Annotated in this window: 9 protein-coding genes and 1 pseudogene; 4 read left to right on the forward strand and 6 right to left on the reverse strand. The window is 39.8% G+C overall.

The annotated features are described in order from the left end of the window. Nucleotides 1–16 precede the first annotated feature (16 nt). The gene (locus tag NCWK1_RS15505; protein WP_103125328.1) at nucleotides 17–3478 is read right to left on the reverse strand and encodes a condensation domain-containing protein; all 3462 of its coding nucleotides are present in this window, start codon (nucleotides 3476–3478) and stop codon (nucleotides 17–19) included. 624 nt (nucleotides 3479–4102) lie between these two features. Between NCWK1_RS15505 and NCWK1_RS15510 the strand changes: the two genes are divergently transcribed. The 3 genes from NCWK1_RS15510 to NCWK1_RS15520 are packed head-to-tail and all read left to right on the forward strand — an operon-like array spanning nucleotide 4103 to nucleotide 9216. Next, nucleotides 4103–6730 carry a TonB-dependent siderophore receptor gene (locus NCWK1_RS15510; protein ID WP_103125329.1) on the forward strand — a complete coding sequence of 876 codons (2628 nt, stop codon included), beginning with the start codon at nucleotides 4103–4105 and terminating at the stop codon, nucleotides 6728–6730. Between the two features lie 17 nt (nucleotides 6731–6747). After that, nucleotides 6748–7878 carry a PepSY-associated TM helix domain-containing protein gene (locus NCWK1_RS15515; RefSeq protein ID WP_103125330.1) on the forward strand — a complete coding sequence of 377 codons (1131 nt, stop codon included), beginning with the start codon at nucleotides 6748–6750 and terminating at the stop codon, nucleotides 7876–7878. Nucleotides 7879–7920: 42 nt separating this feature from the next. Continuing rightward, nucleotides 7921–9216: an MFS transporter gene (locus NCWK1_RS15520; RefSeq protein ID WP_103125331.1), complete on the forward strand. Its 1296-nt coding sequence runs from the start codon at nucleotides 7921–7923 to the stop codon at nucleotides 9214–9216. A gap of 234 nt (nucleotides 9217–9450) precedes the next feature. Here NCWK1_RS15520 and NCWK1_RS15525 read toward each other — a convergent pair whose 3' ends face one another. The 5 genes and pseudogenes from NCWK1_RS15525 to NCWK1_RS30165 all read right to left on the reverse strand — a co-directional run. Beyond that, nucleotides 9451–11631: a GUN4 domain-containing protein gene (locus NCWK1_RS15525; RefSeq protein ID WP_103125332.1), complete on the reverse strand. Its 2181-nt coding sequence runs from the start codon at nucleotides 11629–11631 to the stop codon at nucleotides 9451–9453. A gap of 62 nt (nucleotides 11632–11693) precedes the next feature. Then, complete coding sequence (locus tag NCWK1_RS15530) at nucleotides 11694–13871, reverse strand: PAS domain-containing hybrid sensor histidine kinase/response regulator (protein ID WP_103125333.1); 2178 nt, start codon at nucleotides 13869–13871, stop codon at nucleotides 11694–11696. Nucleotides 13872–13975: 104 nt separating this feature from the next. Then, nucleotides 13976–14698 carry a dienelactone hydrolase family protein gene (locus NCWK1_RS15535; RefSeq protein WP_103125334.1) on the reverse strand — a complete coding sequence of 241 codons (723 nt, stop codon included), beginning with the start codon at nucleotides 14696–14698 and terminating at the stop codon, nucleotides 13976–13978. A gap of 49 nt (nucleotides 14699–14747) precedes the next feature. Then, nucleotides 14748–14918, reverse strand: coding sequence for a TolC family protein (locus tag NCWK1_RS30690; protein WP_146033998.1), 171 nt, complete (start codon nucleotides 14916–14918; stop codon nucleotides 14748–14750). Nucleotides 14919–15034: 116 nt separating this feature from the next. Then, a pseudogene (locus NCWK1_RS30165) lies at nucleotides 15035–15174 on the reverse strand (macrolide ABC transporter ATP-binding protein); the annotation flags it as partial. 125 nt (nucleotides 15175–15299) lie between these two features. Here NCWK1_RS30165 and NCWK1_RS15545 point away from each other — a divergent pair. Continuing rightward, nucleotides 15300–15644: a pentapeptide repeat-containing protein gene (locus NCWK1_RS15545; protein WP_245894908.1), complete on the forward strand. Its 345-nt coding sequence runs from the start codon at nucleotides 15300–15302 to the stop codon at nucleotides 15642–15644. The last annotated feature ends 329 nt before the right edge of the window (nucleotides 15645–15973 follow it).

A 15973-nucleotide genomic window follows, 5' to 3' on the forward strand; every position in this document is an offset into this window, starting at 1 on the left:
ATTTGCAGAAAGTTTTTTATTCTTGACTAATTGCAGTTCGTTTACTCAACTTCAGTTTTTGCAGACTGATAGTTTCTAATTGTTTTTGCTCAAACTTGGCAACACTAGCAGCTAAATCTTGCAAAGAGATATTTGGCTGATTAACTATGGTTTGCAACAATAGTTCAAAATGATTAGCCAGACGACTAATAGTTGCAGCATTAAATAAGTCTGTTTGGTACTCAATTGAACCTTGAAAGTTGGCTGCATTTTCCCAAATGCTCAGTTTCAAATCAAATTTTGATGTACCACTATCTACTTCTTGCGGTTTCCAAGTTAATTCTGGAAGTTCAATTGATGGTATGGCTGCATTTTGGAAAATAAACATTACCTGAAATAAAGGGTTATAGCTGAGGTTGCGTTTTGGTTGTAATTCTTCTACCAGCTTTTCAAAAGGTACGTCTTGATGGCTATAGCCTTCTATAGCGACTTTTTTGACTCGGCCTAATAGCTCTCGAAAAGTAGGATTTCCACTCAAATTAGTACGCAACACTAAAGTATTGATAAAGAAGCCAATTAATCCTTGTGTTTTGCTATGGTTACGCCCAGCCACAGGAGAACCCACAACAATATCTTCTTGATGGGATAAGGAATATAACAGTGTTTGGAAAGTTGATAAAAATGTCATAAAGACTGTTACGCCTTCTTGCTGACTGAAATCTTTGACGGCTGCACTTAGATGTTGAGGTAATGTCAGTGTGTGCTTTTTACCGATGAAGGTCTGAACGGAAGGTCGAGGTCTATCGGTTGGTAGTTGTAATAAAGCTGTGCTGTTATTAAGTTGTTGCAGCCAATAATTTAGTTGGGTTTTTAGCACCTCTTGTTGCAGCCATTGTCTTTGCCAGTAAGCAAAATCAGCGTATTGAATAGGTAGTTCAGCCAGAGGAAAAGCTTTGCCCTCTATAAAAGCTTGATAGACTGTTGCTAGTTCTTGGATGAGAATACCCACTGACCAACCATCAGAAATAATATGATGTGTGGTTAACAGGAGCAAATGTTGATTGGCTGATAGACACAAAAGTTTTGCCCTTAGCAGTGGTGCTTGGGATAAGTCAAAAGGTTTTTGGGCTTCCTCCTGGATGAGAATTTCTATAGATTTCCAGATAGTGCATTCTTCAACAGCTAATTGCACATCCACATAAGGATGAATGATTTGCACAGGTTGTTCAGCTACAGATGTAAAGCTGGTGCGTAAGCTTTCGTGACGCTGGACAATTGCATTGAGACTTTGCTGGAGAATTGTAATGTTGAGTGTGCCATTGAGTTGAATGGCGATCGCTACATTATAAAATGGATTTCCTGGTTCTAATTGCTCTAAAAACCACAAGCGTTCTTGCGCCAAACACAAAGGTAGTTGTCCTTCCCGCGAAATTGGCTTTAATTCCAACTGTTTTGGGATAATATCTTTCGCCTCAGCCACAATTTGCTGTGCTAGATACTCAATACTGGCATCTTGCAAAAGGTCATTGATAGATAGACTCACCCTAAAATCTACTTCAATCGCATTTTTGATGTCAAAAGCTATCAAGGAATCTATACCCAAAGTTGTTAGGGGTTGTTGCAGCGGTAATTTATGAACTGGGATTTTTAAGGCTTTGGCTATCAATTCTTGCAAGTATGCAGTTAGAGAATTATCATTTTTTATCAGGCTGGTTGTGTCTAAATCTTCACTACTATCCAAAATACTTTGATTGACTACTTGCAACTTATCTGCAAGCAACTCTGCTTGACAACTACGGCGTTGAATCTTACCACTAGAAGTCTTAGGGATAGTGCCAGCTTTAATTAAAACAACTGCATAAACTTGTATCTCATGTTCTTGGGCTACAGCCTGACGAATTGCCCTTGTAACTTCTTCTAAATTAGGTTTGGCGCGAAACTCTAACTCTTGCACCACTACTAACCGTTCTTCATTATCTACTTCAATTGCAAATGCCGCATTACTACCACTACGTAAAGATGGATGACTACGTTCTGCGGTCAGTTCTATATCTTGTGGATAAAGGTTACGGCCTCTAATGATAATTAAATCTTTAGCTCGACCAGTAATAAAAAGCTCACCATTATGTAAAAAGCCCAAGTCTCCAGTCCGCAAAAATGGCCCTTCTTTTGTATCTTGCAAATAGGCGTGGAAAGTTTGCTCTGTTTCTTCTGGACAGTTCCAGTAGCCATGACCAATACTCGGCCCAGACACCCAAATTTCTCCCACTTCATCGGGATCACAACTGGTTAATGTTTTTGGGTTAGCAATCACAATCTGCTGTTGTGGTACAACTCGACCACAGCTAACTAATGTTGTGGAGCTATCTGTATTGGTAACTGCATCTATGACATGATTGCTTTCTAAATCGCTTTTTTGCAGAGATAAACTCCGCACTAACGCAGATTTGACGCTGCCTGATACCATCAAAGTGGCTTCTGCCATACCATAACAAGGATAAAAAGCTTCTGGACAAAATCCACATTCAGCAAAGGTGGTGGCGAACTTTTCTAGAGTCTCGTGGCGAATGGGTTCAGCGCCATTAAATGCCACATTCCAACTACTTAAATCTAGGGTTGAACGTTGTTCTGGGGTAATTTTTTCAATGCACAGTTCATAGGCAAAGTTGGGAGCGCCGCTGGTAGTACCTCGATAATGAGAAATCGCCTGTAACCAACGGTAAGGTTTCTGGAGAAAAGCCGCTGGCGGCATCATAATACAAGGAAAACCACTATACAAAGGTTGCAATACGCCACCAATCAATCCCATATCGTGATAGACAGGCAACCAAGTAATAAACTTACTCCTAGAGGTATGTTCCATATACTGGCGTGTGACTTCTGCATTGTGGAGCAAGTTGCCATGACTGAGCATGACACCTTTGGGTGTACCAGTGGAACCGGAAGTATATTGCAGAAATGCCAGAGTATCTATATTAATTTTCGGCTCTTGCCAAGCTTGTTCTACATCTGGTGCGAGGTTGTCGGTAGTGAACCAGTGAATATTATCTATCGCAAATTTATCAGCCAGTAAAGACTGCAACTGCGCCAGAATTGCTGTTGTTGTGAGGATGACTTTTGGTTGAGCATCTTTGATAATTGCCAAAATTCTTGGGGTGTTGCGTTGGTTGCGTGGCGGATATGCGGGGACTGCTACTACCTTGGCATACAAACACCCAAAGAAGGCTGGTAAATAATCTATTCCCGGTGGGTAAAGTAATAAGGCACGCTCACCACTTAAACCTAATGTTTGCAGTTGCGAAGCGATCGCGCAACTTTGCCGATCTAATTCTTGGTAAGTCAGCGTTGCTATCTGCGTCTCGCCATCTTGCAGAAAGGTGAAAGCCTGTATATTTGCTTGTTGGCTACTTCTGTGCCGTAGCACATCAACTAATGTTGAACATTTGATAATTGAGACTTCTTGGCAATTCTCAGGCAGATCTGTTGTACTTTCTGGCATGGGGATGCAACCTTATTAAATGCGGAATCTGATATCGCAGATGCAGATAAATTGTGGGCAAAATCCTAGCTATATCATTGATTTATCCTAATCATAAGCACCCTTTATATGAATGCTGATTTACTTATTAGCTGAAGTTATTGAAAGTCTTTCTCAATTTCCTCAATTACTTTAATACCTTTTTTGTAAATTATCAATATCTACTTCACAAATAATTCTCAATAAAGTAAGATAAGGCTTATCGCGGCTTCTCAGTTGTCATACATGCTGAGAAATCAGCACTAGCTGTGATTCTCAGCGTTGACATCGGATCACCACTTTCAGTAGTGTGTGACCGCAAAAACTATTGTTTACTTCCGGGAAAACCTTGAAGCAAGAAGTTTTGTTGCTTATATTCGGTCATTCGGCGATCACCATTTTTAATCAAGTTTTTGTATTTAATCTTACAAAAAATGGGTATATTCCTACTTAAGTAGAGAAATTTTCGCAATAAAGTCAGAAAAATTTTATGAAGATAATTATCAATAAGCTGTAAAACTAAATTAATGATAATAATTTTCGTCTGACTCCTCTCCTATTTTCTAAACTACTGCTGTTAATTCTCAATTAGGTGTGAAGATAGAAATGAAGCTACGTCAAATTCTGCAAATTTCGTTATTGACCAGTTCTATTTGTGTATTGGGTGGGAATCCGACTCTGGGAGAACAAGTAAAAGACACACAACACACAAGTACTTCTTTATTAGCACAGTCTTCTACACCAGATTCTGCCAAACCAACAGAAATTATAGAAGTGACAACAGTCAAGGTGAATTCTACAGACAAAGGTGTAGAGATCATTTTAGAAACAACCAAAGGGGATCAACTGCAAGTATTGAATAGTCAGTCAGGCAATAGTTATATTGCTGACATTCCCAATGCTCAACTACGTTTACCCAACAACAATACATTCCGGCAAGAAAAGCCAGTTGCAGGTATCACAGAAGTCAGCGTTACTAATAAAGATGCCAATAGTATCCAAGTTAGAGTGACAGGAGAAGTTAGCTTACCAACTGTAGAGTTGTTTGATGGGGATGAAGGGTTAATTTTGAGTTTTGTACCAGTTGTAGCCTCTACACCACAACCAGAACAACCTATTACTGAAACACCGCCGCAACCAGAACAACCTACTAGTGAAACATCTCCACAAGAGCAACCTACTAGTGCAACACCATCGGAAGAACCAACATCTCAAACTGACGAACCTATTGAATTGGTAGTGACAGGAGAGCAAGATTCAGGATATAAGGTTCCTGATGCTAGTACGGCGACAAAAACCGATACACCTCTCATTGAGATTCCCCAAGCTATTCAAGTAATTCCTCGTCAAGTAATTGAAGATCAAAAAGTCCAAAGGGTTGCAGATGTGTTGCGTAACGTGAGTGGTGTCACAGTCAAAACAGATTACGCTGGGACGGATACTTATACCATTCGGGGATTTGATACCAATGCCAACCTAAGAAATGGTTTTAGACAAGATAGTTTCACCGGATTTACTGACACTGCGACTATAGACAGGGTAGAGGTTCTGAAAGGCCCAGCTTCAGTGTTATATGGTCAACTAGAGCCTGGGGGTATTGTTAATTACATTACTAAACAGCCACTTGAACAACCTTATTACTCAGCAACATTTTCTGTAGGTAGTTATGATTACTATCGACCAGAGATAGATATTTCTGGGCCACTAAATCAAGAGAACAATATTTTTTATCGATTGATTGCTGCCTATGAGAACTCTGGTGGATTTCGAGATTTTGCTTATAAAGAGCTTTATACTTTTGCGCCTAGCTTAAGGGTCAAGTTAAGCGATCGCACAAATGTCGATTTGCAATATGAATACGTTAACCTCAACCAATCCTACGACCGAGGTTTACCACCAGTGAGTAGATCCTTTGATTTGCCAATTAGTTTTAACTTTGGTGAACCAAGCGATCGCTATGAACTCTTTGCCAATCGGATAAATTTTGCTTTAGACCATCGCTTTACTGACAATTGGCGATTCCGCAGTGCGGTTTCTGTACAAATCGTTGACACAGCACGTTCCAATTTTCAGCCACTTGATTTTGAAAATCCCTTTGCTGAAGATGGTCGGACGGTTGCTCGTAGGTACAACCAAGTAGGTGATTACTCTAGAGAATATTCTTGGCAAAATGACTTAACCGGCAAATTTAAAACTGGCCCCATTGGACATGAAGTACTCTTGGGGTTTGAATTAGGTAGAAGTGTTTTTGGCTATCCATTTCGGATTTCTTATAACGTACCGACGCTAGACATTGAAAATCCAATATATGGTGCAGCCGTTCCCACTACCTTTGACGAAGGATTTGAAGATGAAAGTAATTCATATCGAGTAGGTGTTTACTTCCAAGATCAAGTGGCATTACTACCAAATCTTAAAGTGTTGCTAGGTGGAAGATTTGATTTTGTTAATTTCAGAGACGAATTTAACCCTGACATTATCAATGGCGCTGAGACTGAAATTACAAGACGTTATTACGAGAGATTTTCCCCACGAATTGGTTTAGTTTATCAACCAATCCCAAATCTATCTCTTTACGGTAGTTACTCTCGTGCATTTAGACCAAATGAATTTGCTGTAAGTGAGGGTGGAGTACCGCTACAACCTGAAAGCAGCACACAATATGAAGTGGGGGTTAAAGGTGAGTTTTTAGATGGTAAACTAACGGCGACATTCTCAGCTTATGAGATTACTAAAAATAACGTAGCGACCAGCGATTTGAATAATCTGGGATCGCCATTTTCTATTGCTGCTGGAGAAGTCAAGAGCCGAGGTCTAGAACTAGATATAACAGGAGAGATTTTACCTGGATGGAATGTGATTGCTTCTTATTCTCACAACGATGCCTATGTGACCCAGGATAATGACTTACCAGTTGGTGACAGATTAGTTAACGCACCGAGAAATAGTGCTAGTTTATGGACAACTTACGAGATTCAAACAGGTAATTTACGCGGGTTAGGCTTTGGTGGGGGAGTCTTTTTTGTCGGCGATAGAGAAGCTACTTTACCCAATACCATTACAATTCCTTCTTTTGTCAGAACAGATGCAGCAATTTTTTATAAGCGAGACAATTATCAAATAGGTCTGAACTTCAAGAATCTATTTGATATTCGTTATTACGATTCTGCTGGCTTTTTGCTATCTCCTGGCGCACCATTTACCGTTGTAGGTAGTGTTTCAGTCAAGCTCTAATGTTGAGATTCTCTATTATGCGATCGCGTAAATTTCGGGATACAGTCTTTATTCTCCATCGCTATATTGGTTTAGCTGTAGGGCTATTAATAGCTTTTGTCGGTTTGACAGGGAGTTTGTTAGTATTCAAGCCGGAGATGGGACAATTTCTCATAACCCAGCAAGTTGGTTCTATTGTTCCTCAGCTACAAATGGTTTCTATTGACGCTGTCTTAAAAACAGCTAAGTCTATCAGTGCTAATCGTCCAGATCTCAAATTAGACAGCATTAGATTACCTCCTACTTCTGATTTACCTTATGAAGTAGGGTTGTTTGATGCAGCTAATCAACTAACTCGCATATTCATTCATCCTTATACTGGTGCAGTTATGGCTTGGAATCAATCCGATTCCAGCTTTGAAAGAATTATCCTCAAACTTCACTACAGTCTTTTATTAGGTAGAAATGGTGAAATTATCATTGGGATGAGTGGGCTATTATTATTTCTTTTGTGCATCACAGGATTAATCTTATGGCCAGGTTGGCGCAAGTTGATTACTGGATTCAAAATTAAGTGGGATGGTCATCTCAAACGAGTAAATTTTGATATTCACAAAGTAGCGGGAGTTGTGACAGCTATTTTTCTGGCTTTTACTGCTGTTACAGGTTTTTTTTGGAACTTTTCTGATTTCTCTTATCCTCTAATTTACGCAGTTACTTTCACTTCCGAACCACCAGAAGTTACTTCTCAAGTCGTTACTAATCAAGCTCCTTTAAAACTATCTCAACTACTGCAAATTTCTAATACTGTTTTTCCTAAAGCCAAGACATTTTCTATTAGTATTCCCAGCCAACCAGAAGATGCAGTTTACATCCGCAAACGGCAAAATCATGAAATGTTTTACGGTGGAAGTGGAGTGTATTTAGATCAATACAGTGGTGCAGTATTGCGCGAAGTTAATAGTCTAAAATTACCACTGGCAGATAGTATATTTTCTGCATTTGAATATTTACACTATGGAACATTTTGGGGCTTAAGCAGTCGGGTTCTTTACCTTTTCGTTGGTTTGAGTCCTACCATTCTTTTAATTACTGGTTTTGTTATGTATCAATATCGTTATCGTAAAAGTAAACAAAAAGATGTTATGGCTAAACCACACTTAAACTAATTTTAAGTTAACAGGCAATGAGTGAGATTAGCCTATAACAATATGCAAAAATTTGTTATCCTCTGGCTTGGTCAGATGGTTTCTTTGATTGGTAGTAGTATGACTGCCTTTGCTTTAGCTATATGGGTGTGGGAAATTACACATCAAGCCACAGCTTTAGCTTTGTTTCAATTTTTCGCACAAATACCACAAATTTTGATTACACCAATCGCTGGTTTGGTAGTAGATAAGGTGAATCGCAAGTTATTAATGATAGTAGGAGATGCTGCTGGTGGGATAGTAACTGTTATAGTTTTATTGCTTTATTTAACCAATAACCTGCAATTGTGGCACTTATATTTAGCCTTTGCTGTTAAATGTACTTTTGAGCAATTTCAAGAACTGGCTTACTCTACATCAATATCGACAATGGTAGCCAAACATGAATATAGCAAGGCTAGTAGTTTGGGCTTTTTAGCAGGTCATGGCGCAATTATTGTTGCTCCGGCTCTAGCTGGTGTTCTGTATGGAATAATTGGACTTGTGGGAATTTTAATTATTGATATCACTTCTTTCTTTTTTGCGATCGCCACAGTCATATGCATACATATTCCCCAATCTACACCTACAAAATTAAGTATATGCGATCGCACTAATATCCTACATGATATTAATTTTGGCTTTAAATATATAATTTCTCGCCCTAGCCTGCTAATTTTATTAACATTGACTGCAACATTTTGGTTTATTCATGATATTGGTGAAGCTGTTTATAAACCAATGATTTTAGAACTTTCTGGGGATGATACAAAACTATTAGGTACTTTATTCTTAGTATCTGGAATTGGCGGCATTTTAGGAATTTTACTAATTAATATATGGGGGAACAAGCAGCCTCGTATTTATGGAGTACTGCTGGGGATGATAGGCGCTGGCTTCAGCAAAATTATTCTTGGTTTGGGTCGTATACCTTTGATTTGGATTCCAGCACAATTATGTTCATCCTTCAATTTTCCCTTGCTGGGAAGTTCCAATGATGCTATCTGGTTAACTAAGGTTGACCCTAAAATTCAGGGGCGTGTTTTTGCAAGTCAATCAATGATTCTGCTACTAGTTTCAGCGGGGGCTAACTTAATTGCAGGTACACTGGCAGATCATGTTTTTGAGCCTGCTATGATGCCGGGAGGTACCCTAGAACCCTTATTCCACAATCTGGTGGGTACAGGAAAAGGTTCTGGTATGGCACTCATGTATGTTCTATCTTCAATCGGCTTACTGTTAGTAGGTTTAATCGGTTATACAGTACGTAAACTAAGAGAAATAGAGGTGATTTTACCTGACTATGATCATATCAGTTAAATATCTTGAGATTATATAGCGCTTCTCAAGAGTTGTGAAAATTACTCGTTAAGGTAGGGAACAGGAAGGAAAAATTTACTAATGTACTTTATTTTTTCAAAAATAATTTAGGACTGCTATATACTACATAAATAAAATTATGTAAAACAGCATTTTTTATCCTATCATTTCAGAATTTTATATCACCATAAAATTCTGATCACTCTTGAGTTAGATGATTTAGAGAGTATTCGTTCAGATTTTGGTAGTTTGACAAGCTTCTAGTCGTGAGAATAGCTTAACGGATAATTGCCACCAATTGGCTGTAGCGATCGCACTATGCCATTCCCAAACGCCTAAGACTTTGACTCGCCAAACTGACTCAAAAAAGCCAAAAAACGGTAAATATCCCATCGGTGCATCTTCAGACCAAGTTAGGTTGTCATAACTGATCCAAGCATCTTTTAACCGCCAGCCGACACGGTTGGCAAAATCAATGCAAGTTTCTGCTGCTGCAACTTTATTACTCCCAAGCATCAAAGATAATACTGGGTCAGATGCTTGAGTAGCAATGCTTTGACAAATGCGATATTGGACACTAAAGCCGAAGCGTCCGTGACTGTATTTTACCCATAGGCGGTCAATGGTCAGTACATCAGCACAAGCTAAATTTTCTAAACTCGGCAAATCAAGATAGCGCTGCTGTTCTCTCCCAGCTATTTTTAACATCAGATGGGTAGTTTCTGCATCTGCCTCTAACCATCTTCCAGCTTGCAATAAATCTCGCAATTGAGAGTAATCTATCTCTAAAGATGAATTTAAATCGTCTATATCTTCAGTAGGTTGAGCAAAGTTTTCATTAACCAACGAATTTTGTTCTGGGAAAACTTCAATAATGCCTTGGGAACCTGATAACCAAAAGTATAAGCTAACTTCTGTAGATGCTAAATTCATTTGTAATTGTGTAATCAAACTAGCAGCAGTCAGACCAGAATATTCACTAGATTTACTGAATATTTCTAACAAAGTAGACGCAAATTTTTCACTGGTATCAGGTGGCGCAGTACAGGCAATTAAACATTGCCCTACATCTGTTCCTATTTGTAATTCTTCTACCCAATCACGGATATTACTTTCTGCACAAGGGCAATCTAAAATAATAATTTGTTGTGACTTACACAAACGTAATTGTTTTCTTAACCAAGAACGATTAATGACAGTATCATCAGCCAGCACTAATACTGACTCACCCTTAGCTGTTTCTTGAATTTGTCCGTGTAGATATAAAAATATAGTTGCCGTTTCTTTGATTTGATATTCTTTGGGTGATTCAGAAAAAGATTCGGAAAGTAAGCACTTTTGAATAGCTTTGCGGACATCTAAATTTGTACTATTGCCGCGCCCAGTCCAATAATTAATTTCAAAGTTGCCACAGTTACTGAGTGTTTTAATTAAAGCCGAAGCAATTTTAATTTGAGAAACTCCATCTACTATTAAACCTTGTCGTGGATGACGTGCTATTCCTTTATGGTTTGGTTTTAGTCCTAAAATTACCTCGCCCACACCTTCAACAATTCGTTTGGGTGTTTGCAAAGTATATTCTGAATGAATTTGATTATCTCCTCTACCTTTTTTCAGTTGATTAATTACACGCAATTGTTGATTAGCTTTATCTATATATGCTAATGTTTGATGATAAACATAACGGTATAATCCATCTGCTTCAATTATTCCTTGAGAATCTGCGGCTTCTCCTCGTAATCCGCGAATTAAATAATAGGTGAAAACTCCGTGACCTAATTGGGGAAATTCCCAAGATTGCTGACCGCGATCGCAAGACAATAAAGCATAAAATCCCTTTCTTTGTGCTGCCCTTTGTCGCAAAATTTCTACTAATTCTTGTGTCGAATTTAGTAAAGCATTTTTGTCTCCCTTTGAACCGACAAAAGTTAAGTCACCACTATGACAAGCATCTAACCAAACTAATTGCTGTTGTGCGGCACAATTTTCTAATATCTGCAATAATTCTTGTAATTGCAACCCAGTCTTAACTAAATTATCTTGTTGAGTATCTTGCAGACATAAAACCACCTTTTGGCTAGATGGTTCTAACATCCCGTGACCAGAAAAATAAACGAGAACTGTATCTATTGCTTTAGTTGCAGCAGCAATTTCTTGCAGACTTTTGCGGACATTTTCTACTAAAGGTAGATGCTCACTATAATCACAATAAATTCGTAATTCTTTCTGCGGAAATCCCTCAGTTGCTGCACTTAAAGCGGCACCTAAACCCTGACAATCTTGTGCAGAATAACTTAAGGAAGGTATACGCTCATCCTGATATTGATTGACTCCTACTAGTAGCAGCCAAAGCTTGGCTGCACCAGTTTCGAGGTTACGTGTAGAGTTACTAGTCCGAACACCAACTGGACACATCTATGAGATATTCCTCAACAAGAACGCTAAGTGTATTGTATCTAGAGCCAGAGAGTAAGCTGTTAATCAACTAATTCGACAATTGCTGTAATTAATTCTTCTGGTTCCACAGGTTTAGAAATATGTCGGTGAAATCCAGCGTTGATGGCTTGTTTTTCGTTGATTTCTCCAGCATAAGCAGAAAGAGCGATCGCTTTAATATTTCCTCCTTGCGCTGGGGGCAGATTTTTCACTTGCTGCATCAACATATAGCCATCTACCTGGGGCATTCCAATGTCACTTAACAAGATATCTGCTGGGAAGTGGCTCAACACTGTGAGTGCTTCTTTTGCTGAACTTGCCATAACTACGTTTGCACCTTCCTGTTCCAGCACAAAGGTGACAAATTCACAGTTATCAAAATCATCATCAACTACTAAAACCTTGATGCCATTTAAGTTTAAGACTGGCTTCACCTGCTGACTATGCTGATTAATTTGGCTTTGAACTGGCATTAGTGGTAGCCTCACTGTAAAAATCGCGCCTAGTCCTTCTCCTAGGCTTTGAGCTTGAACTGTACCACCATGTAACTCAATTAAATGACGCACAATTGCTAGTCCCAAACCTAAACCGCCAAACTTTCTGGTTGTCGCGCTATCAGCCTGACGGAAGTAATCAAATATGAATGGGAGAAACTCAGGAGAAATACCTTTGCCATTATCACTAACCGTAATTTGAGCAACTGAGTCAAAGCATTCTAGGCGGACTTCTACCAACCCTCCTAACTGTGTGAACTTCAAAGCATTTGACAGCAGATTCCAAACAACTTGTTGTAAGCGGGTAGAATCTCCAGCCACCTGCCCCACATTTGAGGTCAAAATCGTTTTGATGGTAATTGACTTAGCTTGTGCTGCCAGTCGGACTGTTTCGACAGCACCTTTAATTACCAATGTCAAATCCACAGGGCTAACATTGAGGCTCAAATTGCCTTGTAAAATTCGAGACACATCTAACAAATCTTCAATTAATTGGGCTTGGAGTTTGGCATTGCGCTCGATAGTTTTTAAGGCTTCTCTAGTCTTGGCTGGGTCTAATTTTTGGGATTGCAGTAACTGCGCCCAACCGAGGATGGGGTTGAGGGGTGTACGCAACTCATGGGACAGGACTGCTAAAAATTCATCTTTAATCCGGTTCGTTGTTTCAGCTTGTTCCCGCGCAGCTTGTTCTTGTTGTAGCAGTTGAATACGCTGTTGTTCTAGTTGTTTTTGGTCTTCAATATCTGTTGCGGTACCGAACCATTTGATTACTTGACCCCGTTCATTTTTTAACGGTACGGCTTGATGTAAATGCCATCGATACATACCATCGGCGCGGCGCATTCTGCCTTCGGCTTGATAGTAAGTTCCATCTTGTTGAGCCACTGCCCAATTTTCACCCAGCCTCGGCGCATCATCAGGATGCACAACTGCTTGCCAGCCTTCAGTTTGTGCTTGTGTTAGTGTTAGCCCAGTGAAACTACACCAACGTTGATTAACATCAATTAGTACTCCTTTTGTATCTGCTGTCCAGACTAATTGAGGAATAGATTCAGCCAAATATCGATAGCGTTTTTCACTTTCTAACAAAGCTGCTTCTGAGAGTTTGCGCTCAGTAATATCCAATGCAATCCCTGTCATCCGTATTGGCTGATTATTGTCATCGTAAAAAGTTTGTCCAATCGCCGTTAGCCATCGCTCGCCTTGGGTGGGGTGAAGAATGCGAAATTCGGCATTCAGGTCGGTGCGGTGTGCTAGTGCTTGGCGTGCTGCTTGATCTGTGCGATCGCGGTCTGGTTCAATAATGGACAAAAGCCAATTTTGATATGAAGCTTGAGTATTGGCTGGATCAAGACCATAAAGACGATAATATTCAATTGACCAGGTCACTTGATTAGTTGTAATATCCCAGTCCCACACGCCAGCATTAGCAGCTTGTTGAGCAATTCTCAGTCGTTCTTCGCTCTGTCGGAGGGTGTCTTCGGCTTGTTTGCAATAACTGAAGTCATCTACCAATGTCGCAAATCTGTCTGTTGAAGATGCAGGTTGTTCTTCCTGAGTTAAACTGCGGGCAAACTGTTCTATTATTTCCGAGCGAGAAGTTCCTTGCTTTTTGGCCTCTGCGTCTAATAATTGCCATGCAGTAGCAGTCAGCGTGACACTAAATCGCTGTTTGGTTTCACCATCGCAATTACTCACAAATTTACCTGCATTATCCCGCTTCATAAGGCTCAGTCCGTATATATATACGGGTATTTCTATTGAAGCCTAATTTTTTTGCATAACAATCTCTCTAGGGGAAGATGATTTTGGCATTGCTACTCATAAAGTTATTTCCCTGGATGTAAATGTTGCTTGAAGAATCCGATTAATTCCTGCCAAGCATCTTCGGCGGCGGTGCGGTTGTAGTCTGAGCGTTCGTCACAGAAAAAGCCATGCCCTGCATCGGGATAAACTTTGAGGTGATAGTCTTTGCCCAGTCCTTGAAATCGAGTGTTGATTTGCTGAATGCGATCGCTCGAAATAAAAATATCTTGACCACCAAAAAACAAATATACAGGTACAGTAATATCTTCAACTGCCTCAATCCACTCATCTAAAACCATGCCGTAAAAGGGAGCCGCGGCAGCGATTTGGTTGGATAACTTACAAGCGGTGAAAAAAGTCAATCCACCTCCCAAACAAAATCCCGTGACTCCAATCCGATCTGCATCAACATTTGGCAGAGACTTCAGATACATCAATGCGGCGCGAATGTCATCTTCCAAAGGTTGTCCGAAATCTAACCGCCACATCATAGCCATCGCCTGCTCTAGTTCGTCATAACCAAATTTGTTATTTGGCAATTCACGATAGTATAAATCTGGTATTAGTACCTCATACCCTTGATGAGCAATTCGGACAGCGACATTTTGTATGTGTGTGGTCACACCAAATGCTTCCATCAAAAGCAGGACAGCGGGTTTGCGTCCAGGCTGATCTGGTGTGATTAAGACAGCAGGCATTTGTCCAGATAAAGTAGAAATCAGCACCTCAGTTTGTGCAATTTTCATCTTCTGTTTTCGCTAGAGTCTACTGATTTTTAATGATAATTCTTTATGCCTAGCGCGAGGCTCTAGCACTAACAGCACGTTGGAGATTAGCTAAAGCGCGATTGTAATCTAAAATTGCCGTAACTCGATTACCTTCGGCTCTGGTCAAGTCATTTTCTGCCTCAATCACTTCTGTTTGTGTACCAACACCAGCTTGATATCTAATTCTGGCGATGTTCAATGCTTCCCTAGCTTGTTCTAAACCTACACTAGAAGTCTACACATTATCTAAATTAGAGCGTAGTATTGTTCTACATTAAAGCGAATTTGGTCACGCTGATTCGCAAATTGAGTTTCCGCGATCGCGACTCGTTGTTGTTGTCCTCCAGAAAGTTGACTAGGAAAGTTAAGAATGCGATCGACTAATCCGATATTTTCCAGGGCGGCGATTGCAGATTTCAGGCGTTACGAACGGGGACATCGGGATAAATCATCGGCTACCCAGAATCTATTAATTGCTATACCCGTCAAGGCATTGTTACCCAGAATTTGGGCAGACATATTGTTTATAGCCAGTATTTGTTGAATATTTGCAGGCATTGTGATGTTTGAATAGCACATTATGAGTTATAGTACATGTATAAACAGCGATAACGCTATACGTTGTGAGGCAACCAATATGGATGCCAATGAAGTTTTAAGACGATATGCCAACGGAGAAAGAAATTTTAGAGAGGCAGACTGGAGAGGAATCAGCCTAACTAACGCAAATTTGAGTGGAATAGATTTGAGTGGCGCACATTTGAGTAACGCAGATTTGAGCGACTCAGATTTAAGCAATGCTAATTTAAACTGGGCTGGACTCAAAGGAACCAATTTCAGTAGGGCAAATCTGCGGGGAGCAAAAATGCCTGATGGAAGAAAACACAATGATCTCTTGGAGTCTGCTAATTATTTCTCTAGTTAACACCTGACAATAAATCTGCTATTGGTGAGCGATGCCTTGAGATAAAGACATCGCTTATTTCCAGATATGGCAATACTTGCAGAAAGGTAAAACACTATCAATAAATGGCGTTGCTGATTGATGGGATGTTTTTTGTCTTACGCAAAGCCGCAAAGGCATAAAGAGCAAGAGTTTGAAAATTAGAATTTTATGATTTCATCCCGTATTTATGCAACGCCCAATAAATTAACCTAATTTCGTTCTGGAGATTTTGAAAAATGTCCTTTACTATCGAGTCTGCGCGCTCTATTTTTCCCGACACTCTAGTAGTCCACCAAGGAAATTTTGCT

The organism is Nostoc cycadae WK-1, from assembly GCF_002897135.1.
Classification (GTDB): domain Bacteria; phylum Cyanobacteriota; class Cyanobacteriia; order Cyanobacteriales; family Nostocaceae; genus Nostoc_B.